24 protein-coding genes, 1 riboswitch and 1 other annotated feature are annotated in these 22,605 nt (G+C 32.4%); of the genes, 15 read left to right on the top strand and 9 right to left on the bottom strand.

Features of this window, described 5'->3' with window-relative positions; genetic code table 11:
- Nucleotides 1-52 precede the first annotated feature (52 nt).
- Nucleotides 53-363 (bottom strand) — a binding site (T-box leader).
- 180 nt (nucleotides 364-543) lie between these two features.
- From LQ694_RS02820 to rpsR, 7 genes are all read left to right on the top strand, one after another.
- Entirely contained in the window at nucleotides 544-1,380 is an 837-nt protein-coding gene (locus LQ694_RS02820; RefSeq protein ID WP_058611024.1) for a ParB/RepB/Spo0J family partition protein, read from the top strand.
- Nucleotides 1,381-1,391: 11 nt separating this feature from the next.
- Nucleotides 1,392-2,276 (top strand): mechanosensitive ion channel family protein, encoded by an 885-nt coding sequence (locus LQ694_RS02815; protein WP_049320694.1) that lies wholly within the window; start codon nucleotides 1,392-1,394, stop codon nucleotides 2,274-2,276.
- 23 nt (nucleotides 2,277-2,299) lie between these two features.
- Nucleotides 2,300-2,497 (top strand): DUF951 domain-containing protein, encoded by a 198-nt coding sequence (locus LQ694_RS02810; protein WP_025906204.1) that lies wholly within the window; start codon nucleotides 2,300-2,302, stop codon nucleotides 2,495-2,497.
- 3 nt (nucleotides 2,498-2,500) lie between these two features.
- Complete coding sequence (gene ychF / locus LQ694_RS02805) at nucleotides 2,501-3,601, top strand: redox-regulated ATPase YchF (RefSeq protein ID WP_048542912.1); 1,101 nt, start codon at nucleotides 2,501-2,503, stop codon at nucleotides 3,599-3,601.
- A gap of 171 nt (nucleotides 3,602-3,772) precedes the next feature.
- On the top strand, nucleotides 3,773-4,066 hold the full coding sequence (gene rpsF / locus LQ694_RS02800; RefSeq protein WP_025906202.1) for a 30S ribosomal protein S6: 294 nt from the start codon (nucleotides 3,773-3,775) through the stop codon (nucleotides 4,064-4,066).
- A 27-nt stretch (nucleotides 4,067-4,093) separates the two neighbouring features.
- Nucleotides 4,094-4,621, top strand: a complete 528-nt coding sequence (gene ssb, locus LQ694_RS02795; protein WP_025906200.1) for a single-stranded DNA-binding protein — start codon at nucleotides 4,094-4,096, stop codon at nucleotides 4,619-4,621.
- Between the two features lie 59 nt (nucleotides 4,622-4,680).
- The gene (gene rpsR / locus LQ694_RS02790) at nucleotides 4,681-4,923 is read left to right on the top strand and encodes a 30S ribosomal protein S18 (protein ID WP_025906198.1); all 243 of its coding nucleotides are present in this window, start codon (nucleotides 4,681-4,683) and stop codon (nucleotides 4,921-4,923) included.
- Nucleotides 4,924-6,149: 1,226 nt separating this feature from the next.
- On the opposite strand, the gene LQ694_RS15515 is transcribed toward rpsR, so the two are convergent.
- Nucleotides 6,150-6,284 (bottom strand): hypothetical protein, encoded by a 135-nt coding sequence (locus LQ694_RS15515; protein WP_257099540.1) that lies wholly within the window; start codon nucleotides 6,282-6,284, stop codon nucleotides 6,150-6,152.
- 132 nt (nucleotides 6,285-6,416) lie between these two features.
- Here LQ694_RS15515 and LQ694_RS02785 point away from each other — a divergent pair, with 132 nt between their 5' ends.
- Genes LQ694_RS02785 through LQ694_RS02775 form a run of 3 tightly spaced genes read left to right on the top strand, consistent with a single transcriptional unit; the run spans nucleotide 6,417 to nucleotide 8,325 of the window.
- Nucleotides 6,417-6,965, top strand: coding sequence for a nucleotidyltransferase family protein (locus tag LQ694_RS02785; RefSeq protein WP_204207567.1), 549 nt, complete (start codon nucleotides 6,417-6,419; stop codon nucleotides 6,963-6,965).
- Nucleotides 6,966-6,990: 25 nt separating this feature from the next.
- Entirely contained in the window at nucleotides 6,991-7,395 is a 405-nt protein-coding gene (locus LQ694_RS02780) for a nucleoside 2-deoxyribosyltransferase (protein WP_204207568.1), read from the top strand.
- 39 nt (nucleotides 7,396-7,434) lie between these two features.
- Nucleotides 7,435-8,325 carry a PhzF family phenazine biosynthesis protein gene (locus LQ694_RS02775; RefSeq protein ID WP_218696990.1) on the top strand — a complete coding sequence of 297 codons (891 nt, stop codon included), beginning with the start codon at nucleotides 7,435-7,437 and terminating at the stop codon, nucleotides 8,323-8,325.
- A gap of 44 nt (nucleotides 8,326-8,369) precedes the next feature.
- Here LQ694_RS02775 and LQ694_RS02770 read toward each other — a convergent pair whose 3' ends face one another.
- Together LQ694_RS02770 and coaA are read right to left on the bottom strand one after the other, a co-directional pair.
- Complete coding sequence (locus LQ694_RS02770) at nucleotides 8,370-9,173, bottom strand: hypothetical protein (RefSeq protein WP_196968560.1); 804 nt, start codon at nucleotides 9,171-9,173, stop codon at nucleotides 8,370-8,372.
- Between the two features lie 23 nt (nucleotides 9,174-9,196).
- A complete protein-coding gene (coaA, locus tag LQ694_RS02765; RefSeq protein ID WP_096791477.1) occupies nucleotides 9,197-10,099 on the bottom strand; it encodes a type I pantothenate kinase in 903 nt (300 codons plus the stop codon).
- A gap of 215 nt (nucleotides 10,100-10,314) precedes the next feature.
- Between coaA and LQ694_RS02760 the strand changes: the two genes are divergently transcribed.
- Complete coding sequence (locus tag LQ694_RS02760; RefSeq protein WP_048542923.1) at nucleotides 10,315-10,710, top strand: VOC family protein; 396 nt, start codon at nucleotides 10,315-10,317, stop codon at nucleotides 10,708-10,710.
- Nucleotides 10,711-10,747: 37 nt separating this feature from the next.
- Here LQ694_RS02760 and LQ694_RS02755 read toward each other — a convergent pair whose 3' ends face one another.
- Together LQ694_RS02755 and LQ694_RS02750 are read right to left on the bottom strand one after the other, a co-directional pair.
- The gene (locus tag LQ694_RS02755) at nucleotides 10,748-11,569 is read right to left on the bottom strand and encodes a YqiA/YcfP family alpha/beta fold hydrolase (RefSeq protein ID WP_196968559.1); all 822 of its coding nucleotides are present in this window, start codon (nucleotides 11,567-11,569) and stop codon (nucleotides 10,748-10,750) included.
- Between the two features lie 158 nt (nucleotides 11,570-11,727).
- On the bottom strand, nucleotides 11,728-12,600 hold the full coding sequence (locus tag LQ694_RS02750) for a prolipoprotein diacylglyceryl transferase (protein ID WP_196968558.1): 873 nt from the start codon (nucleotides 12,598-12,600) through the stop codon (nucleotides 11,728-11,730).
- 210 nt (nucleotides 12,601-12,810) lie between these two features.
- Between LQ694_RS02750 and LQ694_RS02745 the strand changes: the two genes are divergently transcribed.
- The gene (locus tag LQ694_RS02745; RefSeq protein ID WP_049320826.1) at nucleotides 12,811-14,328 is read left to right on the top strand and encodes a DASS family sodium-coupled anion symporter; all 1,518 of its coding nucleotides are present in this window, start codon (nucleotides 12,811-12,813) and stop codon (nucleotides 14,326-14,328) included.
- 158 nt (nucleotides 14,329-14,486) lie between these two features.
- Here the strand turns inward: LQ694_RS02745 and LQ694_RS02740 are convergent, their stop codons facing one another.
- Together LQ694_RS02740 and LQ694_RS02735 are read right to left on the bottom strand one after the other, a co-directional pair.
- A complete protein-coding gene (locus LQ694_RS02740) occupies nucleotides 14,487-15,827 on the bottom strand; it encodes a sodium-dependent transporter (protein ID WP_058590751.1) in 1,341 nt (446 codons plus the stop codon).
- Nucleotides 15,828-16,004: 177 nt separating this feature from the next.
- Complete coding sequence (locus LQ694_RS02735; RefSeq protein WP_048540236.1) at nucleotides 16,005-16,664, bottom strand: nitroreductase family protein; 660 nt, start codon at nucleotides 16,662-16,664, stop codon at nucleotides 16,005-16,007.
- A gap of 100 nt (nucleotides 16,665-16,764) precedes the next feature.
- Here LQ694_RS02735 and LQ694_RS02730 point away from each other — a divergent pair, with 100 nt between their 5' ends.
- Nucleotides 16,765-17,805 (top strand): NAD(P)H-dependent flavin oxidoreductase, encoded by a 1,041-nt coding sequence (locus LQ694_RS02730; protein ID WP_196968557.1) that lies wholly within the window; start codon nucleotides 16,765-16,767, stop codon nucleotides 17,803-17,805.
- 28 nt (nucleotides 17,806-17,833) lie between these two features.
- Here the strand turns inward: LQ694_RS02730 and LQ694_RS02725 are convergent, their stop codons facing one another.
- Nucleotides 17,834-18,490: a GNAT family N-acetyltransferase gene (locus LQ694_RS02725; protein WP_037589426.1), complete on the bottom strand. Its 657-nt coding sequence runs from the start codon at nucleotides 18,488-18,490 to the stop codon at nucleotides 17,834-17,836.
- A gap of 137 nt (nucleotides 18,491-18,627) precedes the next feature.
- The gene (locus tag LQ694_RS02720) at nucleotides 18,628-20,259 is read right to left on the bottom strand and encodes a DUF2382 domain-containing protein (RefSeq protein WP_070373461.1); all 1,632 of its coding nucleotides are present in this window, start codon (nucleotides 20,257-20,259) and stop codon (nucleotides 18,628-18,630) included.
- 255 nt (nucleotides 20,260-20,514) lie between these two features.
- Nucleotides 20,515-20,617, top strand: a riboswitch (purine riboswitch).
- A 108-nt stretch (nucleotides 20,618-20,725) separates the two neighbouring features.
- Here LQ694_RS02720 and xpt point away from each other — a divergent pair.
- Together xpt and LQ694_RS02710 are read left to right on the top strand one after the other, a co-directional pair.
- Nucleotides 20,726-21,301, top strand: a complete 576-nt coding sequence (xpt, locus tag LQ694_RS02715; RefSeq protein WP_037589423.1) for a xanthine phosphoribosyltransferase — start codon at nucleotides 20,726-20,728, stop codon at nucleotides 21,299-21,301.
- A 1-nt stretch (nucleotide 21,302) separates the two neighbouring features.
- Nucleotides 21,303-22,571 (top strand): nucleobase:cation symporter-2 family protein, encoded by a 1,269-nt coding sequence (locus LQ694_RS02710; RefSeq protein WP_096791473.1) that lies wholly within the window; start codon nucleotides 21,303-21,305, stop codon nucleotides 22,569-22,571.
- Nucleotides 22,572-22,605: the final 34 nt, after the last annotated feature.

Genomic DNA, 22,605 nt, shown 5'->3' with positions numbered 1-22,605 from the left:
AAAAATAAAAATAAAAAAAGCTTCCGTCCTTTAAACCCGAAATAAATCGGATGTAAAGGACGAAAGCTTAGCTCGCGGTACCACCTTTGTTCGCAATGACATTACTGACATTACCTCTATAAGTACGAGTCTCTTACAAGAAGATATAATGGCAGTAAAATTGGTGAACAAATTCCAGTACGCCATCATCGCTAAAGAGACTTTAATACTGTATCGCTATAACGGGCGATCCCGTTGACACCTCAATATCGATGCCACCACTCCAAGGCCATTTTCAATCTTTCTTTCAATGTTCCCTTTCAGCAAATGGGAACTCTCTGATGATTGCAGTGTAAGATTTACTTTCCTTTTTATCGTGATTTTATTTGTTTTCGTTGTTGATATATTACACAATACTATGCGTATATTTTTTTGTCAACAACTTTTCTGAATATTTTAATTTATCGCTCAACTTTTCTTTTGTGCATATCCCTTTCAAAATTGTTATAATCTAATTTGGATGTTTTACGTGAAACATACGAGAATAAATAACGTGGTGATGAAATGAAAGAAAGAAATCAAGCATTAACAGATAAGATTTCTTATAACCATAGTCATGATAAAATTGTTGAACTTCCTTTAGAAAAATTAAGAAGGAATCCGTATCAACCGAGAGATTATTTTGATGAAGAAGCTTTGAGAGATTTAACTCAGTCTATTTCACAGCATGGTGTGTTGCAACCTATCGTCGTAAGAGAAACGATAAAAGGTTACGACATCGTAGTAGGTGAAAGAAGATTTAGAGCAAGTCAATTAGCTAACAAAGATTCAGTACCGGCAATCATTAAAAATTTAACCGATGAAGAAATGTTAGAACTTGCTATTATAGAGAATCTTCAACGTGAAAATTTAAAACCTCTAGAAGAAGCAAAAAGTTATGCGACGATGATGGAAGAACTGAACTTAAAACAACAAGACGTAGCAGATAGATTAGGGAAATCAAGATCATACATTGCAAATATCTTAAGGTTGCTCAACTTACCACCAAGTGTAAAAAAATTAATCAACGAAGAAAAAATATCAAGTGCACATGGTAGAACATTACTTGGTTTAGATAAGAAACATCAATTAGATCAAGTGGCTAAAAAAGTTGTAAAAGAACATATGAGTGTTAGAGCATTAGAAGAATATATTAAACAGTTAAATGCTCATGGCCAAGACAAGAAAAAGAAATCCAAACAACCGAAACCTAATTTCTTAGTTAAACATGAATATCAATTAAAAGAAAAGTTTGGAACGAATATTGATATTTCTAAGACTAAAAAAGTAGGTAAAATTTCTCTTGAATTTAATTCTGAAGATGAATATAAGAGAATATTAGAATTATTGTTAGAAGAATAAGAGGTGTAAAAGTGAATAAGATTATGAACATCATCCATAAATTGATAGACCCATTTATGGATCCAGAAAATTGGCAGAAGTGGATAGAACAAATATTAATCGGTATATTCTACATTGTATTAGCTTACATCATTATTAAAGTACTTCACAAAGTTGTAGAGAAATTCTTTACAACGAAATACGGAACTAAGAGGGTAGGGAAGTCTAACAAGCGTGCTAAAACAATGGTTAACTTACTACAAAATGTTATTTCCTATGTCGTATGGTTTATAGTTGCGACAACCATTTTAAGCAATTTAGGCATAAGAGTTGAAAGTATTATTGCTGGTGCCGGTGTTGTAGGGTTAGCAATTGGTTTCGGCGCACAAACATTAGTGAAAGATGTCATTACGGGCTTCTTTATTATTTTCGAAAATCAATTTGATGTTGGTGATTATGTAAAAATTAATACGACAGGTACCACTGTTGCGGAAGGAACTGTACAATCAATAGGAATGAGATCTACAAGAATATTATCATTTGCTGGTGATTTAACGATACTTCCTAATGGTACAATGAATGAGATTGTAAACTTCTCAATTCATAACGGTATGGCTATCGTAGAAATCCCTGTATCTATTAAAGAAGATTTAGATGAAGTTGAAAGTAAGTTAAATGAATTTTTACCAACAGTTAAAGAAAGATATGAAATTTTCATTAAAGATCCTGAAATTTTAGGTGTAGAAACTGTGACAGCAGGGGAAGCAACGATTAAAATAGCAGGTGAAACAGAACCAAATGAACATGCATCAGGTGCAAGAATCTTAAGAAGAGAAGTGAAATCTTTCTTCGATAAAGAAGGTATTCAAGCGCCAATTCCAACAATGGTTTCTTATAATCCAAATAACATTCAATAATCATCTAATCGGGAGGCAAAAATATGATCAAATCATATGAGTTAAATGATATCGTTGAAATGAAAAAACAACACGCATGTGGGTATAATAGATTTAAAATTATAAGACTCGGTGCAGATGTTAGAATAAAGTGTGAAGAATGTTCTCGTAGTATCATGCTACCAAGACAAGAGTTTAATAAAAAAATTAAAAAAATATTAGTAAAAGGACAAGGTGAATAAAATATGGCATTAACAGCTGGCATAGTAGGATTACCAAACGTAGGTAAATCAACATTATTTAACGCAATTACGAAAGCAGGAGCACTTGCAGCGAACTATCCTTTCGCAACAATCGATCCTAACGTAGGGATTGTAGAAGTACCAGACCATCGTTTACAAGAATTAACGAAATTAGTAAAACCTAAGAAAACTGTACCAACAGCATTCGAATTTACAGATATTGCAGGTATCGTTAAAGGTGCATCTAAAGGTGAAGGATTAGGAAATAAATTCTTATCACATATCCGTGAAGTAGATGCGATTTGCCAAGTCGTACGTGCATTTGTTGATGAAAATGTAACACACGTATCAGGAAAAGTAGATCCAATCGATGATATTGAAGTTATTAATATGGAATTAGTATTAGCTGACTTAGAATCAGTAGAAAAACGCTATGAAAGAGTAGCAAAAATGGCAAAACAAAAAGATAAAGATGCAGTGGCTGAAGAAAAAGTATTAGCAAAAATTAAAGAAACATTAGAAAACAATAACCCAGTAAGAAGTTTAGAATTCACACCAGAAGAAAAAGCAATCGTGAAACATTTAAGCTTACTTACTTCTAAACCAATGTTATATGTAGCAAACGTAGCAGAAGATGAAGTAGCAAGTCCAGAAGATAACGAATACGTACAAAAAATCGAAGAATACGCAAGTAACGAAGGTTCACAAGTTATCGTTATTTCAGCAAAAATCGAAGAAGAATTAGCAACATTAGATGACGAAGACCGCGAAATGTTCTTAGAAGATTTAGGCGTAGAAGAAGCAGGATTAGACAAATTAATCCGTGCATCATATAACTTATTAGGATTAGCAACATACTTTACAGCAGGTGAACAAGAAGTAAGAGCATGGACATTTAAAGAAGGCATGACAGCACCACAATGCGCAGGAATCATCCATACAGACTTCGAAAGAGGCTTCATAAGAGCAGAAACCGTAAGTTATGACGATTTATTAGCAAATAACGGTATGAACGGTGCTAAAGAAGCGGGTAAAGTAAGATTAGAAGGTAAAGAATACCTAATGAAAGACGGAGACGTTGTACACTTTAGATTTAATGTGTAAGATAAAGGCCAATAGTGTTTATGCACTATTGGCTTTTTCTGTGATATCATTGAGAAAAAGATTGTAAAAAGTAATACTCTATGCTATAATTCTTGATTGTGAGTAATGAAAATTATTCCTTGCTTAATACTGAGTTATTAGGCCGCATAGACCACAAGGAGGTGTAAATTGATGAGAACATATGAAGTAATGTACGTAGTACGTCCAAATATCGAAGACGAAGCTAGAAAAGCTGTCGTTGAGCGTTTTAAAGGAATCTTATCTTCAAACGGTTCAGAAATCATCGAAGAAAAGGATTGGGGTAAACGTCGTTTAGCTTATGAAATCCAAGACTTCACAGAAGGTTTCTACAACATCGTTAGAGTTAAGTCTGAAAATGACGAAGCTATCAGTGAATTTGATCGTTTAGCAAAAATCTCTGATGATATCATTCGTCACATCGTAGTACGCGAAGAAGAAAAATAATTTAACTTATAAAATGGGGGAGATTAAATGATTAATCGTGTTGTATTAGTCGGTCGATTAACTAAAGATCCGGAATACAGAGTAACACCCTCAGGCGTTCAAGTTGCTACTTTTACTTTAGCTATTAATCGTACTTATACGAACCAGCAAGGTGAAAGAGAAGCTGACTTTATCAACTGTGTTGTATTTAGACGTCCCGCAGAGAATGTAAACAATTACTTATCTAAAGGTAGTCTGGCAGGAGTTGAAGGTCGTCTACAATCTCGTAGCTACGAGAACCAAGAAGGTCGTCGTGTTTATGTAACTGAAGTTGTTTGTGACAGTGTTCAATTCCTTGAACCAAAAGGCGCAAACCAACGTCAATCTGGTAATGATAATCAATCATATAACCAAAATAATAACGAATTCCAAAATTATGGACAAGACTTTGGTGGTAACCAACAACAAGGACAAAAAGCACCTTCAAATCAACAGTCAAATAATCAACAATCAAGTAATCCATTTGCAAACGCTAATGGCCCAATTGATATCAGTGATGATGATTTGCCGTTCTAATAGTTGATTGAAACGAATATAAATTGATAAACATTTAACGAGAAGGGAGGAACACAATCATGGCAGGTGGACCAAGAAGAGGTGGTCGTCGTCGTAAAAAAGTTTGTTACTTCACAGCAAACGGTATTACACATATCGACTACAAAGATACAGATTTACTTAAAAAGTTTATCTCAGAAAGAGGTAAAATCTTACCACGTCGTGTAACAGGTACTTCAGCAAAATACCAACGTATGCTTACTGTAGCTATCAAACGTTCACGTCACATGGCTTTATTACCATACGTTAAAGAGGAACAATAAGAATTAGCGTATAACATAACCCTCTAGCAATCAGGCTAGAGGGTTATTTTTGTGTTTGGAATTATAGAAAAGATGTTATTTATGATGACAACGATATTATTGTGAATAATTTGGAATTATTAAAAGCATAAATAGTATAAACATTGCTAGTGCGCTGAAGTAAATAGACGTCTTATTTCTTATATATACTTTAGATATTGTTTCACAAATTAATAATTGAGTTAAAAAGCTAAATACAAACAAGAATAATAAACTAAAGATTAGATTTAATAAATTAATATTTGTTAAATCAATAGAAATAATCATAAACATAGCCAGAAATAAAATTATTGTATAAATAAAGTATTGGAAAAGAATGTTTATTTTATCTAATAATCTTCTAATAAATTCAAAGTCAAAGATGTATTTTAGTAAAAATATGTTTACTGAAATAGAGAAAATAAATTGTAAAAATAGTAAAGACGTTAAATTATTAAAAAAAGATACCTTTTGATCCAAGAACGTCGTTATTATAGATAATAATAAAATGAGAAATACGATGAATAAATTTGTTTTTCTATACATAAAAAAAGCTCCAATAAATTAATTGATTTTTACTGCGTTTTGAAAGCTATCAGGTGCATCTTTCTTATTGTTTATAATATCAATATAATCAAGTATAACATCTTCCCCAATACCTGTAGTGTATACTAAGTATGATTCATTGTAAGATAAAAAAAGAGGCGACCGTCGCAACAGTCAACCTCAAGTACACTCCGCAGATATGTACCGCAATTTGATTATAATTTTAATCTATATTTAGATAATTATCAATATTATTGATGAACTTTAATTACCATTATTGAAACCAGAATTAAATATTTCCTGAATTCCTTGTTTTAAATCTTCTCCTACAACTATGTCGGACATTTCTTCTAATGTTTTAGACACTTTACTATTAAACTCCCAGTCATTTGCTGTGATAATAAATACTTTTGAAGCGGGATTTTCTTTTATATGATCAACTAATATTTCAATGTTTTTCCTTTTATTGTTTTTGGATTCACTGGATAATATATTGCAAATTCGCCAAAGTTAGGAGTATTTGAGGTATATAAATTTAACTGTAATGATAAATCATTTAATGTGAAGGTTGTGTTTAATGGTATCTCTTTTGTAAGCATGTCTTGTTCTGTCAGATCTTTGAAAACTTCTTTAGAATGAGCATTTAATGTTCCTTTTGAATATTAGGATTGAGTTTCTATTGCAGCTAAAATGGATAATAATTTTATCTCATGAAACATACCTTTCGTTAACACTATTCGGTTATCGCTACTTAAAAATTTAATAAATTGCTTTTTAAACTCTTGAAATATTTCCATATAATCACTCCAAAAATGTAAGGTTAGTAAGTACATTTTATTATACTATGAAATTGAAATAAATATGTCCATTTCATTTGTTGTAAAAATACAATATAATAATGAGTAATAGAATTTATGGGATGTGTGTTTATGAAGGCTATTTATGACCTTATTAAAAGTGATGCGGATATGATTTATATTTTAGAAGTTGTAGAAAGCATGAATTTAAATGATTCTTGGGTTAGCGCGGGTTTTATAAGAAATAAAATTTGGGATACGATTCATGGTTATACAGATAAGACACCATATAATGATGTTGATGTTATATTTTATAATACTGACTGTCTAGATGAATCTATTGAGAAGCGATATGAAGAGCAATTAAGAGATATTGATTCTAGCATACCTTGGTCAGTAAAAAACCAAGCTAGAATGCATTTGAAAAATGATTTTAATCAATATATTGATTCGAAGGATGCTGTAGATCATTATCCAGAAGCGCCAACCGCTATTTGTGCTAGGATAAAAAATGGTGAGTTAGAAGTACATTATAACTACAGTGTTCTAGATTTGTTTAATGGTATTGTTTCACCAACTCAATATTTTAATCATGACTCTGGTAGATATGACGTTTATTTGGATAGAATTAATCAAAAACAATGGCATAAGCAATGGCCGAATTTAAAAAGATATACTTAGAATTAACACAACAAGGAGAATAAAAATGGGGATAAAATTTTATTTAGCAGGTAGTTTTGGAAATAAGAATGTTGTAAATAAACTTATAAAGAGCTTAGAACAACACGGCTTACAAAATATTTATAATTGGACGCTGAATGATAAAGCAATTAATAAAGAGGATTTAAGAAAAATTGGTCAATCTGAAGCGGATGCAGTAAAAAATTCAGATATACTGTTAGCTATATTGCCAGGAGGTAAAGGGACACATACAGAAATAGGTATTGCGATAGGACATAATAAACCTATTCTATTATTAGCACAAAATGAAAAAATATTTGAAGCTGACAATGCAGCTACATTTTATTTCCTAGAAAATGTTTATCGAAAGCAACTTGATAGGATTGATGTATATGAAGAAGTTATAGGTATTATTGAATCTGTGAAATAATATGGTCATGTCTTAAATATAAATAAAGGATGATGTTTCATGAAGTCGGTTAGTGTATATCATTATGATGCATTTAGTTTAGAAGCGAATAAAGGAAATCCTGCTGGTGTGGTATTAGATAGTGAAGGATTAACAGATGAAGATATGCAAGAAGTTGCGAAACAAATTGGATTTAATGAAACAGCGTTCCCTTTAAAATCAAGCCGTGCTGATTTTAGGATACGATATTTTACGCCAGGTCATGAAATGGATTTGTGTGGACATGCTACTGTTGGAACAATCGCAGCAATGAAACAACATGGATTATTAGAAGATAAGAATGAATATACAATAGAGACGAATGCAGGTATTTTACCAATTACATTAAATATTGAAAATGATAATATTTATATAACGATGCAACAAGCTAGTCCTCAATTTGAAGCGTTCAATGGATCGAAAGTAGATTTGGCTCATGCTATCGGAATTGATGAGGCAGATATTGTAGAAGAATGTCCTATTGTTTATGGGAGTACAGGAGCATGGACATTATTAGTACCTGTTAAGAATCTAGAAGTATGTAAAAGAATGACTCCACAAAATAAATTATTTCCAGAAATTTTAAAAGAAAGACCCAAAACTTCAATTCATCCTTTCTGTATGGAAACATACAAAGAAGACTTACCTATGCATGCAAGACATTTTTCCTCACCATTTTCAGGAACGACTGAAGACCCAGTTACAGGAACTGCTTCTGGTGTAATGGGTGCGTACTATGCTCAATATATAAATACATCTGCTAAATATCCACTTGAACTAATCGTTGAACAAGGACAAGAAATAGGAAAAGATGGACAAGTGTATGTGCATGTCAATAATATAAACAATCAAATTAATATCGAGATCACAGGTAGTGCAGTATACGTTAAAGAATTAATAGTAGAATTATAATCATTTAGACTGCTGGAACACTAAAAACCCTCTCTAGTAAAAGACTAGAGAGGGTTTTTAGTGTTTCTGTAGTAGAGTTCTTGATAATTTCCCCATTCATTATCAAGCTCTGATTTAGTTACAATTTTATAAGGATTAAAAATGGTTTGTCCATTTTTATTTACGAATAAATCATCATCAATTTGATATGCTGCATGTACTACAGCTTTATTTTCTAAATAAACAATTACATCACCGTTTTGATTACCTTCTGAAACTAATTCGTAGTTTAAAGATTTAAGGTTAGTTAGAAAAGCATCTTCTTTTATCCACTGGTGTAATATATTTTTATCACTAGTAATAGCATAAAGGACTGTTGAAAGACAGTTTGATCCTTGATGTTTTGGAAAAGTAGAAACAATTGAACTTAAATGATTGGGTAATTGCAATGTTGAATGTTGTGTTACGTGATTATCACAATATCTATCTACTCTATTTTGGAAAAACTGTCTTTGTTTATTTGTTGTTAATTGACTCCACTTTTGTGAAGTAATGAGGTTACCTTCTAAGAATAGTGGATTGTTAACTCTTTCTTGTTCCTGAAGTATATATGTTTTTGAATCTCTGTTAAGATTTTCAAACCATCCTTTAGAAGCTTGGATTACATAATTGTAATCACTTAAATTCCAAAACTCATATAAGTTATTTGTATCAATATTAAATGAACTTGTTGTCTTAAATGCATCTTTAAGAGTGATAACTACATCTTCATTTTCAAAAGGGATATCTTTAACAAAAAATAAATCAAAATTATTATAATAATTTTCAGACCAATATTTAAGTATTTGTTCAGTAGGATATATTTTCATAACTATACCTCAATTCTAATAACTTAAAATTTATTAAATTTCAGTTTTTCTATAACATGGTCGTGATTTTTATATAGTACGAGATCTGCTCTGTTTTTAGTTGGTAAGATGTTTTTGGTTAAATTGACTTCGTTAATATTGTCCCATAGATCTGTTGCTATTTTTAAGGCTTCTTCTTTTGGGATGTCTCGATATTTATAGAAATGTGAGTCTGGCTTCTGGAAAGCTTCTTCTTGAAGTAGTAAGAAGCGATTGAGATACCATTTCTTCATATTTTCTATTGTTGTGTGTAAATATATTTTGTAATCAATATAATCACTTACGAGTTCTTCTTCATGTGGACTTACTTGGAAGATATTCACGCCTTCTATAATAAGAATGTCCGGACAGTCTATGTTGTGATACTGGTCTTTAAGACGGTCGTATGTGATATGTGAATACGTGTATGTTGGAATGTTAGGCTCGTTGTTCTTAATTTGTTTTAAGTGACTGATTAATGTTTTTGTATCATAACTTTCAGGAAATCCTTTTTTAGAAAGTAAGTCTTTATCGATGAGTTCTTGTTTAGGCATGATATAACCATCAGTCGTAATCAGATCAACTTTCCAGTCCGCGTTATATTCTTGTAGTAAGTTTAAAAGCAGCCTTGAGACAGTGCTTTTCCCTACAGAAACCCCTCCTGATATTCCAATAATAAAAGGTGGTGTATTATTTTTGTTATGTAATTTGTTGTTAATGTTAGATGAATAATCTTTATGGAACTTAACTTTGTTTGTCAAAAAATTAATGAGTGGCAAATAGAGTTCATTAATTTCTGAATTTGTTAAGTTATCATTTAAACTGATAATTTCTTCTAAGTTTAAATGACTTGTATCCATATCTAATTTAAAATTTGTGTTTTGCCATTCTTCTTTTGTGAATTTCATAATGAGTTCCTTTACTTAAGAATTTTTCACTTTTTATAGTACTCGTATAGGGTAACATAAATAGTCATGAAAGTGCTTTATTAATTTTGAAAAATTCTTATATACTATGTTATTCATGTACATCATGATTTTCTTTATAGTGTTAAAATGTATAGAAGATATGGGAATTATTAAAAATTGTCTTAATATAATTTTGAATTTGAGGTGACTGGAAGATGAATGGTTCTATACATCATTTAGAGATCTATGTTAGTGATATAAATAAATCTAAAAACTTTTATAGTTGGTTATTAGGACTGCTAGGATATAGTTTATATCAAGAATGGAGAGAAGGTTTTAGCTTTAAATTAAATGAAACGTACATAGTATTTGTACAAGTGGACGATTCATTTAAACAATATGGATATCATCGTAAAAGGATTGGATTAAATCATTTGGCATTTACAGTTGAAGATAGAGTAACAGTGGATGGTATCAATATTATTTTGGAACAAAAAAATATTAATAGACTGTATGATGATTTATATCCATATGCTGGAGGTAATCATCATTATGCTGTTTATTTTGAAGATCCAGATAAAATGAAAATTGAAATAGTATCTAAAGAATAACACCACCTCTAGATTTGATATAAAGGTGGTGTTATTCTTAAAATTCTGCTATGACAAGTTTGTCTTCAAGGACTTGGTTTACAAAGTTTACGGTTGCTTCTCTTGATATAGGGTTATGTCCTAGCTTTTTATTGTTGTATAATATGAACTTTATGTTTGAACTGTTTATTTCGTATTTATCTAAGAAACTACAAAATGAATCGAAATGTCTAGTCATATCAGTCTCACATAATCTGTTTTGGATGTAGTAAATTTTAGGTACATATTTTTGTTTGCGAAATAAGCTCGTGATCGATAGTCTAAGTGCGTATTGTTTTTTGATATAATCGCGTGAACGGTTGGGAAATATTTTAGTGTATAATTTTTCAACGTTCACTTTATCGTAACGATCTACGTAACATTGTGGATTGTTCACTACAGCAGTTGTGCCTTTATGTAATGTTGCTAAATACATAGACATAAAGCCACCTGCTGATGAACCACAATAGACGACATTTTGAGATTCTATTTGGAGTGCTTGCGTGACTTGTTGCGCAATTTCAGAATAGTCTTTTAAGAAATGACGTTCTTCTCTTCCAACACCCCAACCAATACGTAATTGCTTATAATGAACAGTTCTGTCATCTATATAAAGACAATTTGCATTAAAATCTTCATGCCATTTACTTCTCATAAAGACAGGTGGTTTACTTTTAGATGGATCAATCGCACCATTTGAAAATACAACTAATTTATGATTATCTTCTTTAAGATTTAACTTGATATAGATGTCTAATTCATCTTTCATGATTTTCACAACTTGATTATTATGCGCCCATAAAAGGTCATTGTTCAAATCTTCGTAATTTAATGTTTCCATGATGTGAAACACTCCTAATGGTTAATATTCATTACAAATACTTAATATAAAATTCAATATAACAAAGTACTCTAGCAATTAACAATTATATAGTGGAAATTTACAAAAACTTAACAAAAAAGAGGCTAGGCATCATGCCTAACCTCTTCTTAAAGGGATTAAATATTAAATAATCTTTGGAAGAATCCTTTTTTCTTAGGTTCTTCTTCAGTTTCTGATTTGATTTCTTCTTTTACTTCTTCTTTGTTTTCTGAAGGTGTTGAAGTTTCGTCTACTGTCGTTTCTGGTAATTTTTCTTCAGTAGATGCTGCTTTGTCAGTCGTTTCTTCTTTAGATGTAGTTGCATCTTTCTCTTTAGCTTCTACTGCTTTATCAGTAGTCGTTACTGGTTTAACAGCAGTTTCTTTATCTTCTGATTTCACTTCAGCTTGTGTTTCTGATTTAGCTGGCTCTTCAGCTACAGCAATTTTTGTTTCTTCTTTTTCTTCTTGTTTGTTCGTTTCAACTGATTCACTAGAAGTCTTATCTTCTGAAACTGCTTTAGAACTTTGTGGTTGTTCAGCTTGTTTCGTTTCAACTTTAGTATCGTTCTCTTGAGCGGTAGCCTCAGATTGTTGAGGTGCTTGTAATGCTAAAGTTTGTTCTAGTTTCTGTTGTTGAATATGTACTTGTTGCAACATTTCACCAAGCATTTGTCTTTCTCTACGCATATGTTGAACTTCTAATTTTAATTCTTCAATTAAATGTTGTAGTTCAGGTGTTTGATTAGCGGGTTCGTCTTTAACAAGAACTTGTAAAAAGTCTTTCTCTTGTTCAAGTGTTTCGAATGCTTGGTCATAACTATTTGTTTCTTTAACTTTTTCCGCTATTTCTTGGAAAAGTTCGATATCTTCTTCTTGGAAGTCTGTCGCTTCTCTTCCACGATATTCTGTCTTAGAAAGTTGATATCCTCTGTCTTCTAAGTGTTGTACAATTTTTCTAACTTGCTTTTCACTAAGACCTACTTTAGCTGCGAATTCTTTAGTTAACATATTATAAATCATCCTTTATTTGACAGTAATTTAATAGGTAGGGTTGTCTGTCGGCAGACAACCTTCACACTTCCCTTTATACATTACATGTAAATAACAGAAAGTTCAAGTATTTATTGTATTAATTGTGAAAAGTATTATATGCAAAAAAGAAATATGTTATTATTTAGGAAATTAGAACAATAAAAATTAATATTGGAGCTGTTAGATATGTCTAATAATACTGAGAAAAAAGCTTTTAAACCAATTTGGATTATTGTTAGTTTTGTTGTATTAATTGGAATATTGTTATTACCGACTTCAAATGATTTACCTGTTATGGCAAAATGTGCGCTAGCGATTTTAGCTTTTGCAGTTATTATGTGGGTAACAGAAGCCGTAACTTATCCTGTATCAGCGGTCATGATTGTTGGACTGATCGTTGTACTCATTGGATTTAGTCCAGTTCAAAATTTAGGAGATGCTTTAGGCAATCCGTCAGCAAATGGAAAAGCTTTAGAAGGGGATGCATTACTAGGTACAGGCAATGCATTACAAATGGCTTTAAGCGGATTTTCAGGATCTGCAGTGGCACTCGTTGCAGCAGCATTATTCTTAGCTACAGCGATGCAAGTAACCAATTTGCATAAACGTTTAGCATTACAAGTACTTTCTATTGTAGGAAACAAAACAAATAGAATTGTTATCGGTGCAATTGTAGTTTCTATTATTTTAGCATTCTTTGTACCTTCAGCTACTGCAAGAGCTGGTGCTGTTGTACCCATCTTATTAGGAATGATTGCTGCATTTAATACATCTAAGAACAGTAAATTAGCAGCATTATTGATTATTACAGCCGTGCATGCTGTCTCAATATGGAATATAGGTATTAAGACTGCCGCCGCTCAAAATATCGTTGCGATAGGGTTCATTAATAAATCAATGGGACAAGATGTTTCTTGGGGTGAATGGTTCTTGTATGCAGCACCATGGGCGATTATCATGTCAGTCGTCTTATACTTTGTGATGATTACTGTCATTAAACCTGAAGAGAAAGAAATAGAAGGTGGAAATGAATTAGTTAAAGCACAATTAAAAGAATTAGGACCAGTTTCAGCAAGAGAGTGGCGACTCATTACGATTTCTATCTTATTATTATTTTTCTGGTCTACCGAAAAAGTGCTCCATCCGATTGATTCATCTTCAATAACAATCATTGCATTGGCAATTATGTTAACACCTAAAATCGGTGTCTTTACTTGGGAAGATGTTGAGAAGAAAATTCCTTGGGGTACAGTTATCGTATTTGGAATTGGTATCTCACTAGGAACAGTATTGTTGGAAACAACAGCGGCACAATGGTTAAGTGATAAAACATTTGGATTGATGGGACTTAATCATATGCCACTAATCTCAACCATTGCACTCATTTCTATATTTAATATTTTAATACATTTAGGATTTGCGAGTGCAACGAGTTTATCTTCAGCATTAATACCTGTATTTATAGCTTTAACACAAACATTAAATTTAGGTGACCAATCTATCGGGTTTGTACTTATACAACAATTCGTGATTAGCTTTGGTTTCTTATTGCCAGTTAGTTCACCACAAAATATGCTGGCATACGGCACAGAAACATTTACCGTTAAAGACTTTATTAAAACAGGTGTACCACTCACAGTTATTGGATACTTATTAATTATCTTGTTCAGCATGACATATTGGAAGTGGATAGGATTGATATAGAAGTTGAAGATGTGAGTTAAAGGGGCTGCTGAGATGAGAAATCGTTGAAGTCATGGCTTAAGTCTTGAATAAAGCCAAGAGATCATCCAACTCCATCCGAACTACATAAAAAAGCCGCTCAATTCCCAAAAAATTGAACGGCTTCTTCTTTGTGTTATTTAAATTAATTGCCCGATGAATACGGCGATGATGATAATTGGAAGTACAAATTTAACTAAGAAATACCATGTATTTACAAAGAGTCTTCCTTTTTTAGTATCGCTCATATTTAATTCTTTCATAATGATTTCTTTATTGAATATATGACCAACGAAGATGGTTACGCCTAATGCACCTATTGGCATTAAGATATTCGCGACTAAGTAATCCATATTATCAAAGAATGTACCGACACCGAATGTAAAGTCTTGGAGTAACCCGTTTGAAAGTGCTGATGGTATCCCGAATATAAAGACTAATATACCAATGATATATGACCATTTTTTTCTATTATCATTATTGTTTTTAGTAATGTTTGAGATATTCAATTCTAATAACGAAATTGAAGATGTAATGGCTGCGAATAAAAATAATATTAAAAATAGTAAATAGAATAATTGACCGACAAACATTTGATCAAATACTTGTGGAAGGACGATAAATAATAATCCTGGTCCTTGGTTAGGTTCTAATCCAAATGCGAAAATAGCTGGGAAGATGGCTAAACCGGCTGCTATTGATACAGCTATGTTCATCCATACAATGGCATTCGCACTTTTGACGATATTTGTTTTACGATCTAAATATGAAGCGTATGTCATCATACCACATGTTCCTAATGATAATGCGAAGAACGATTGTCCTAGAGCATATAGTATACCTTCAGCACTTAAATCCGATACTTTTGGTTGTAGGAAATATTGAATTCCGTCTAAAGCGCCGTCTAAAGTGATCGATCTAATAATGACAATTACGAACGATATAAATAAAAGTGGCATCATGACTTTTGAAGCTTTCTCGATACCTTTTTCTACACCTTTACTGACAATAACTACAGTGAAAAGTATAAAAGCAAACTGACTCGCTAATGAATAAAATGGATTAGATATATAATCATTAAAGATGTTGCCGTAATTATGTGATTGCGTTAATCCAAAGCTGTCTAAAAGTGTACGTATAATATATAAAATGATCCAACCACCGATAACACTATAGAATGAAAATAGTACAAAGACTGTTAAATTTCCAAGCCATCCTACTAAATTCCAAGATGATTTACCGGACACTTTTTTGAAGATGTTAGTAGAATATGTTCTACCATAGCGACCCAATACAAAGTCACTTAAAAGTAGTGGTAAGCCGACAAGCAATGTGAAAATAATAAATATTAATAAAAATGCGCCACCACCGTATGTTCCAGCCATGTATGGGAATTTCCATACAGCACCAATTCCTATAGCTGACCCGGCGCTTGCTAGAACGAAACCGATACTGGACGACCATTGAGATAAATTTTTCATATATATTCCTTCTTTTAATTTGATATTCACTTTAAAGCGGTAAAGCTTTTAAGTAAAAAAATAAAACTCACAGCAATGAATTTTACACTATATTTTTGGATAATGCAATATTAAAAATATCGGCAACATAAGTTAGTTGCCGATAGGGTATCATAATTAATAGAACGAATAAAGAACTTATTCGCCGATTGAACCGTTACTTTCATCATTCCAAGCGATGATTCTATCTACTGGTAATCTACTAGAATCATGTGGTGGTTTAACACCTTTACCAATAGCGATTAAATGAGCTGGTACATATCTAGAAGTATCAATATTTAATGCTTCTAATACAGCTGTTTTGTCAAATCCGCCGATAGGGTTTGTATCGTAACCATGATCAGTCGCAATAAGCATTAATTGCATAGAGGCTAAGTTTGCATCCATTAAACCTTGTGCATTAAAGTAACTTTCGTCAGCACTGCTAATTAAATTTGAAATTGTTTCAATAAAGTAATCCTTTGAATTTTCATCCATATAACCAAGTTCAACATTCTTCTCGTAAATATCGCTCACATATTCAGCGTGTTTTAAATCTGCAAGTACAAGAATAATTGCACTTGATGAATGTAATTGTCTTTGGTTGAACTGTACAAGATGGTCTAATTTTTGTTTTGTTTCTTCAGAATCGATGATAACAAAGCGCCATGGTTGTAAGTTGATTGATGAAGGTGCTTTAGTAGCAAGTGCTATCATTTCTTTTATTTCTTCTCTTGGAATTTTGAAGTTTGGGTCGAATTCTTTAACTGATTTTCTTTTATTAATAATTTCAGTTAATGAAAGCTTTGAGTGTGTCATTTTATTTCTCCTTTTAGTATGATGTCATTATAATGCACCAATTAACTAAAAAAATAAAATGATTAGCTTACGAAATAAATTTTTTTAGGAGGGATTGTCGTTGGAAGAGAAAATATTAATCTCAGAACTAGATAAACCGATTTTTCTAGCGGGTATGGCTGGAGGTATTACAACACCTGATTTAGTGGCTTCAGTTTGTAATGAAGGCGGCTTTGGACAAATTGGCGCTGGATATATGACGCCTGATGCTTTAGCTAAAGATATAGACCAAATTAGACAAATGACAACTGAACCGTTTGGTATCAATTTATTTGTGCCAGAGTATCCGGCTATTGATCAAGAAAAAGTTGATTTTATGAATAAAATATTACATCCCATAACTGAAAAATTAAACAGTAAACAAATACAGGATGTTTCAATAGATGTTAATTTTGATGATATGTTAAACGTGATTATAGATAAACATGTTGAATATGTAAGCTTTACATTTGGTAAGCCTTCAGAAAGCCTCATTCGCAAATTACATGATCATCATATTAGCGTAATTGGTACTGCAACAAATTTAAATGAAGCTCAAGCTTTGGAATCCATAGGTATTGATGCGATAGTGATTCAAGGTAGTGAAGCGGGTGGTCATAGAGGTTCATTTGAACAATCATTGCCAGAAAATCGCCTTACAACTGAGCAATTGTTTAATCAAACATATCCTTTGATTAACGTTCCATTAATAGTAGCGGGCGGTATCACAACACCTGAATTAGCGAAAAATTATATTCAAAAAGGTGCTCATGCAGTTCAACTGGGTACAGCATTCTTAACGACACATGAAAGTGGTGCACCAGAAGTGCATAAAGAGAGCATATTAAAGGCGCATCCAGATGATATTATATTAACGAATACGTTTAGTGGTCGTTATGCAAATGGTATTATAAATCCATTTATACAGTATATGGAACAGTTTAAAGATGATATTTGTCCGTATCCAATTCAAAATATATTAACACAACCTTTAAGAGGGCAGTCTAAAAAGTTAAATAAACCAGATTATATGAATTTATGGTGTGGTACAAATCCAGAAGGTGCTAAAGATGAAAGTGTCCGTGAATTAATGGAAAGATATCATAAAGCAATAAAAAGCTGACATCGATTGCGATGTCAGCTTTTCAAACTTATAAATCCATAGATTCTAATAATTCGTATACAAATTCTCGATCGTTTTCATTTCCGTGTATGTACTTGTTGATGTAACAAGAACGAATACTCGGTGAGATAACGTCTTTTTGAAGCGGCAAGTATTGCTTAATATATAAATCTATAGGTGTAGGTGCTAATGATTTTTGTGGATTAGGTTGTATATAAGGGATGTCTTGTTGAACTTCATAACCATGTCTATTAAAGAAGTTCTTACGCAGAATCGCTTCTTCTTTACCACTGTTGTTTTCGTATGATTCTTCTCCAAACGATTCCAACATAATCATGTTAGCATCTCTTCCATGAACATCTTGAGCATGTTTATGCAGTTCTGCTTCAATTCTTTCCAACGTTTGTCCACCAACACGCTGATTGCGGTATTCGGGATGCGTCATTAAATAAATAATAAAAGCTGAATTTGTTGTAGGTTCATAATGACCTGTAGACAAACTTACGACCGTGTCATCAATTAAACCAACTAAAAATATATAATGTTTCTTAATGTACTCAGATGTAAGCGAGTGGATGAAGACGTGGCGGTCTTCTCGCACCTCTGCCTTAAAAATATCTTCATACATTTCTAATGCTTTTTTGAATAATGGATCATCGATAGATGTGACAACTTCAAAATTCATAGTTATGAACCCCTCATAATCAATATTTTATAATATTATAACATAAGATTTTAATGGTAGTACTATCGTATTGAGGAAATAAAAAGAGAGACCAGGACATTACACTATGTCCCAGCCTCTTAAGATATTATATTGTCTTATTTAGGATTATCATCTGTAGGGTTATTAATATCTGCTTCTTCATGTTTCACTTTTTCAGAAACATGTTCAGTATCTTGAACTTTATTTTTCTTAATGACGATTTCTTCAGATACGACATTTTCTTTGTCTACTTTTACACGTTCTTCATGTAATGGAATGTGTACGGAATCATCATCATTTGCGTTAAAGTCTTCGTCTACTTTCTCATTAACCGGTTTACGTTCGATGGTTACTTCTTCACGTTCAACAGGTACATCAAATTCTTGTTCTTCTTCAACAACATGTTTATCAACAGAAGCTTCTCCTGTTTCAACATTCTCTTTGTCTACATTTAGACGTTCTTCATGAAGTTGAACAGATTCTTCATCTACATTGTTATCTTGCGTTTCATTGTTATAAGATGTTTCGTCTACATTATTGTCTTGTGTGTCGTTATTGTACGACTGTTCAGATGCGTGAACATTTGTATCTTGCTCATCTTGGCTAGAAGAGAAGTTAGATTCACGTGTTGTTGTTTCGTTTGATGTTGGTGGTTCAACACTTTCATTTGGTTTATTGTAGTTTAAGCTTGAACGCTCTGTTTCTACGTCGTCATCGTGCACTCTAGAGAATGATGATTCATCTTCTCTAGTTAAATCTCGCTGATCTTTAACATTATCTGTTTCACCATATTGAGCAGACGTATTTGTCGTTTCTCTATTATTCAAGTCTTCTAAATCTCTTTCATTATCGCTAGAGTAGACTCTTCTATCATCTTGTACATCATCTTCAGTTTCTTGTTGTTCTCTTTGTTCGTTTGCATAACCAGCAGCACCAAGACCTGAAGCACCAGCTAAATTAGCTGAAGTTGATGTGCCATCATGATTGATGTTTGAATCATCTACATCATCATGGGCTACATCTTCTTCATTAATATTATTACCATATCGATTAGTATTTACATCTCTATCTGTTTCAGCTTCATTATCGAATGATGATGCTTCTGTTTTTTCTGTATTTACTGTATCTACATCTTGAGTTAGATCATTTTCAGATACTTCATCTTGCTGATTAAATTCATCTTCTCTTTCAGCTTTATCAAAATCAGATGCTTCATTTACAGCTTCATCATGATCTTGATCAGAAGATGAATGCGCGGCAGCGGCACCAGCGCCCGCAGCACCTGCACCTAATCCGGCACCAGCAGCTGTACCTTTAGATATGCCACTTTCTTCGCTCTCATCACTAGAAAATGGTTTCGTGTTATCGTAATGCTCATTTCCTGTTTGAGAATCTTTAGGGTGATCTGAATCATAGTTTTCAGTATCGCTTATATTGTCATTATCAACATATAATAATATTTTTCCGTTATTAAGTTCTTGTTTGTATCGATCTAATTCTTCTTCTGGAACATTTAAACTAGATAATACGCGTTCTTCAGCACTTTCACCTGAGAATAGTGCAGTAATCTTGTCGCTAAATGAACCTCTAGAGTTCTTCACTTTAACATCCGTGTAGTCTAAAGAGTTATCATCTAACCTGTCTTCGGAAATAACTTGTAAGTCACTTTCTCCGACACCTTCTTCTTTCAATTGGTCAATACGTTGCAGTAAATCACTTTCGCTACTAAATTTTTCTATTTTACCCATACTAAAACCTCCATAAATTTGTAATGTGTAAAAATCTTATCAACAGTGATTATTCTCTAGGTGTTTACATACTTAATAAATATTGTCTACGTAAATACAATATAATTCACAAATACCCTTGTGGAGGAGAATCAAACAAAATTCTATTAACTTTCTAATTATTTAGATTTTTCAGTCTATTTAAAATCGCTTAAAATAGCGCTAACATAAGGTTTTGCCTATTGTAAAAATACTGAAATTTTGTTATTATCAATGAATAATTTATTACTAAAAACTCATATAATCTGAAGAATATGGCTTTGGAAGTTTCTACCGTGTTGCCTTAAACGACACGACTATGAGTAAATGAATAACACTGGAATCAGACTATCCAAAATGGTGTGGTTTTATATTATTTTTTACTCATCTTACCTATTTTCTAGGATTAAGGTGTGTTTTTTTTAATCTAAATGAGGAGGCGAGTAGTGTGAGGACACTACAAGATAGGGTTAAAGAAGATGGTGTAGTCATCGATGAAAAGATTCTTAAGGTTGATTCATTTTTAAATCACCAAATTGATGCAAAGTTAATGTATGAAGTTGGTCAAGTTATTACGGAACATTTTAAAGACAAGAAAATTACGAAAGTACTTACGATTGAAGCGTCAGGTATCGCGCCTGCTATTATGGCATCTTTACATTTAGATGTGCCATGTTTATTTGCGAAAAAAGCAAAACCATCTACAATGACATCTGAATTTTATCAAACAGATATACACTCATTTACTAAAAATACAACGAGTACAGTGGTTATCGCGAAACAATTTTTAAATGAAGATGATCATGTATTAATTATTGATGACTTTTTAGCGAATGGCGAAGCATCATTAGGGTTACATCGCTTAGTTCAAGCAGCAAATGCAACAACATCTGGAATTGGAATTGTTATAGAAAAAAGTTTCCAACCGGGCAGAGAGAAGTTGGAATCTGAAGGATTAGAAGTCTTATCTCTATGCCAAGTTGCTTCATTATTAGGAAATACAGTCAAACTGGTAGGAGAATAACATGAAAAATTTCATCTTAAGTGTTCAACATTTACTTGCTATGTATGCTGGTGCCATAATGGTACCTATTATCGTCGGATCTGCTTTAAAATTCACACCTGAAGAAGTGGCTTACTTAGTCGCAATTGATATCTTTATGTGTGGTGTAGCAACATTTTTACAAGTATATAAAGGAATAGGAATTGGACTGCCGGTAGTCTTGGGATGTACATTTACTGCAGTTGCACCAATGATTCTAGTTGGTAATACACACGGAATAGGTGTGTTGTACGGTTCTATATTTCTTTCAGGGGTTATTGTAGTCTTAATTTCTCCATTTTTTTCATATTTAGTAAAATTATTTCCACCTGTTGTTACAGGAAGTGTTGTTACAATAATCGGTATTACGTTAATGCCAGTTGCCATGAATTATTTAGCAGGTGGTCAAGGTGAAAAGAACTACGGAGACAGTAAAAATATATTCTTAGGTATATTTACATTAGTGATCATCTTATTAATACAAAGATTATCTAAAGGGTTCATTAAATCTATAGCGATATTACTCGGTTTATTAATAGGCACAACCGTCGCTTCTTTCTATGGATTAGTGGATACATCGAATTTAAAAACTTCGAATTGGTTGGAACTACCTAGACCATTTAGATTTAGCGGGTTTGAATTTGAATTTGGTACAACGATCGTCTTTGTCATTATTGCAATCGTTAGTTTGATTGAATCAACAGGCGTGTATCATGCTTTAAGTGAAATTACGAAACAACCTATTACTAGAAAAGATTTATCAAAAGGTTATAGAGCTGAAGGAATTGCAATTATTATTGGTTCAATTTTTAATGCGTTTCCTTACACAGCTTATTCTCAAAACGTCGGGCTAGTTTCATTGTCTGGAGCTAAAAAGAATCAAATCATGTATATGATGGTTGCGTTATTAATCGTTTGTGGCTCAATACCTAAGCTCGGTGCATTAGCAAGTATGATTCCATTTCCAGTTCTAGGTGGTGCGATGATTGCGATGTTTGGAATGGTTATGGCATACGGTGTGAAAATGCTTGGTGGCATAGATTTTAACAAACAAAACAATTTACTCGTTATTGCCGTATCGGTCGGAATTGGTGCAGGTATTACAGCAGTACCTCAAGCACTTGAAACATTTGGAGAAAATTATGCATGGTTAACACAAAATGGTATCGTATTAGGTACTTTCTCAGCTATTATATTAAATTTATGTTTTAATGGATTAAACAATCAACAAAACAGTGAAAATGTGAAATAATAAATATGAAAATAAATTAATGGAGGTTATATAC

Source organism: Mammaliicoccus sp. P-M58 (assembly GCF_022386165.1).
In the GTDB taxonomy this organism is placed as follows: domain Bacteria; phylum Bacillota; class Bacilli; order Staphylococcales; family Staphylococcaceae; genus Mammaliicoccus; species Mammaliicoccus sciuri.
Note: the sequence above shows the minus strand (reverse complement) of the source record. Positions and strands in the feature narration are given on the sequence as shown.

Excerpts from the sequence above, each read along its gene's own strand:
- LQ694_RS02820 (WP_058611024.1), top strand. The coding sequence starts at position 544 with ATGAAAGAAAGAAATCAAGCATTAACAGATAAGATTTCTTATAACCAT.
- LQ694_RS02810 (WP_025906204.1), top strand. The coding sequence starts at position 2,300 with ATGATCAAATCATATGAGTTAAATGATATCGTTGAAATGAAAAAACAA.
- ychF (WP_048542912.1), top strand. The coding sequence starts at position 2,501 with ATGGCATTAACAGCTGGCATAGTAGGATTACCAAACGTAGGTAAATCA.
- rpsF (WP_025906202.1), top strand. The coding sequence starts at position 3,773 with ATGAGAACATATGAAGTAATGTACGTAGTACGTCCAAATATCGAAGAC.
- ssb (WP_025906200.1), top strand. The coding sequence starts at position 4,094 with ATGATTAATCGTGTTGTATTAGTCGGTCGATTAACTAAAGATCCGGAA.
- rpsR (WP_025906198.1), top strand. The coding sequence starts at position 4,681 with ATGGCAGGTGGACCAAGAAGAGGTGGTCGTCGTCGTAAAAAAGTTTGT.
- LQ694_RS15515 (WP_257099540.1), bottom strand. The coding sequence starts at position 6,284 with ATGGAAATATTTCAAGAGTTTAAAAAGCAATTTATTAAATTTTTAAGT.
- LQ694_RS02785 (WP_204207567.1), top strand. The coding sequence starts at position 6,417 with ATGAAGGCTATTTATGACCTTATTAAAAGTGATGCGGATATGATTTAT.
- LQ694_RS02780 (WP_204207568.1), top strand. The coding sequence starts at position 6,991 with ATGGGGATAAAATTTTATTTAGCAGGTAGTTTTGGAAATAAGAATGTT.
- LQ694_RS02775 (WP_218696990.1), top strand. The coding sequence starts at position 7,435 with ATGAAGTCGGTTAGTGTATATCATTATGATGCATTTAGTTTAGAAGCG.
- LQ694_RS02770 (WP_196968560.1), bottom strand. The coding sequence starts at position 9,173 with ATGAAAATATATCCTACTGAACAAATACTTAAATATTGGTCTGAAAAT.
- coaA (WP_096791477.1), bottom strand. The coding sequence starts at position 10,099 with ATGAAATTCACAAAAGAAGAATGGCAAAACACAAATTTTAAATTAGAT.
- LQ694_RS02760 (WP_048542923.1), top strand. The coding sequence starts at position 10,315 with ATGAATGGTTCTATACATCATTTAGAGATCTATGTTAGTGATATAAAT.
- LQ694_RS02755 (WP_196968559.1), bottom strand. The coding sequence starts at position 11,569 with ATGGAAACATTAAATTACGAAGATTTGAACAATGACCTTTTATGGGCG.
- LQ694_RS02750 (WP_196968558.1), bottom strand. The coding sequence starts at position 12,600 with ATGTTAACTAAAGAATTCGCAGCTAAAGTAGGTCTTAGTGAAAAGCAA.
- LQ694_RS02745 (WP_049320826.1), top strand. The coding sequence starts at position 12,811 with ATGTCTAATAATACTGAGAAAAAAGCTTTTAAACCAATTTGGATTATT.
- LQ694_RS02740 (WP_058590751.1), bottom strand. The coding sequence starts at position 15,827 with ATGAAAAATTTATCTCAATGGTCGTCCAGTATCGGTTTCGTTCTAGCA.
- LQ694_RS02735 (WP_048540236.1), bottom strand. The coding sequence starts at position 16,664 with ATGACACACTCAAAGCTTTCATTAACTGAAATTATTAATAAAAGAAAA.
- LQ694_RS02725 (WP_037589426.1), bottom strand. The coding sequence starts at position 18,490 with ATGAATTTTGAAGTTGTCACATCTATCGATGATCCATTATTCAAAAAA.
- LQ694_RS02720 (WP_070373461.1), bottom strand. The coding sequence starts at position 20,259 with ATGGGTAAAATAGAAAAATTTAGTAGCGAAAGTGATTTACTGCAACGT.
- LQ694_RS02710 (WP_096791473.1), top strand. The coding sequence starts at position 21,303 with ATGAAAAATTTCATCTTAAGTGTTCAACATTTACTTGCTATGTATGCT.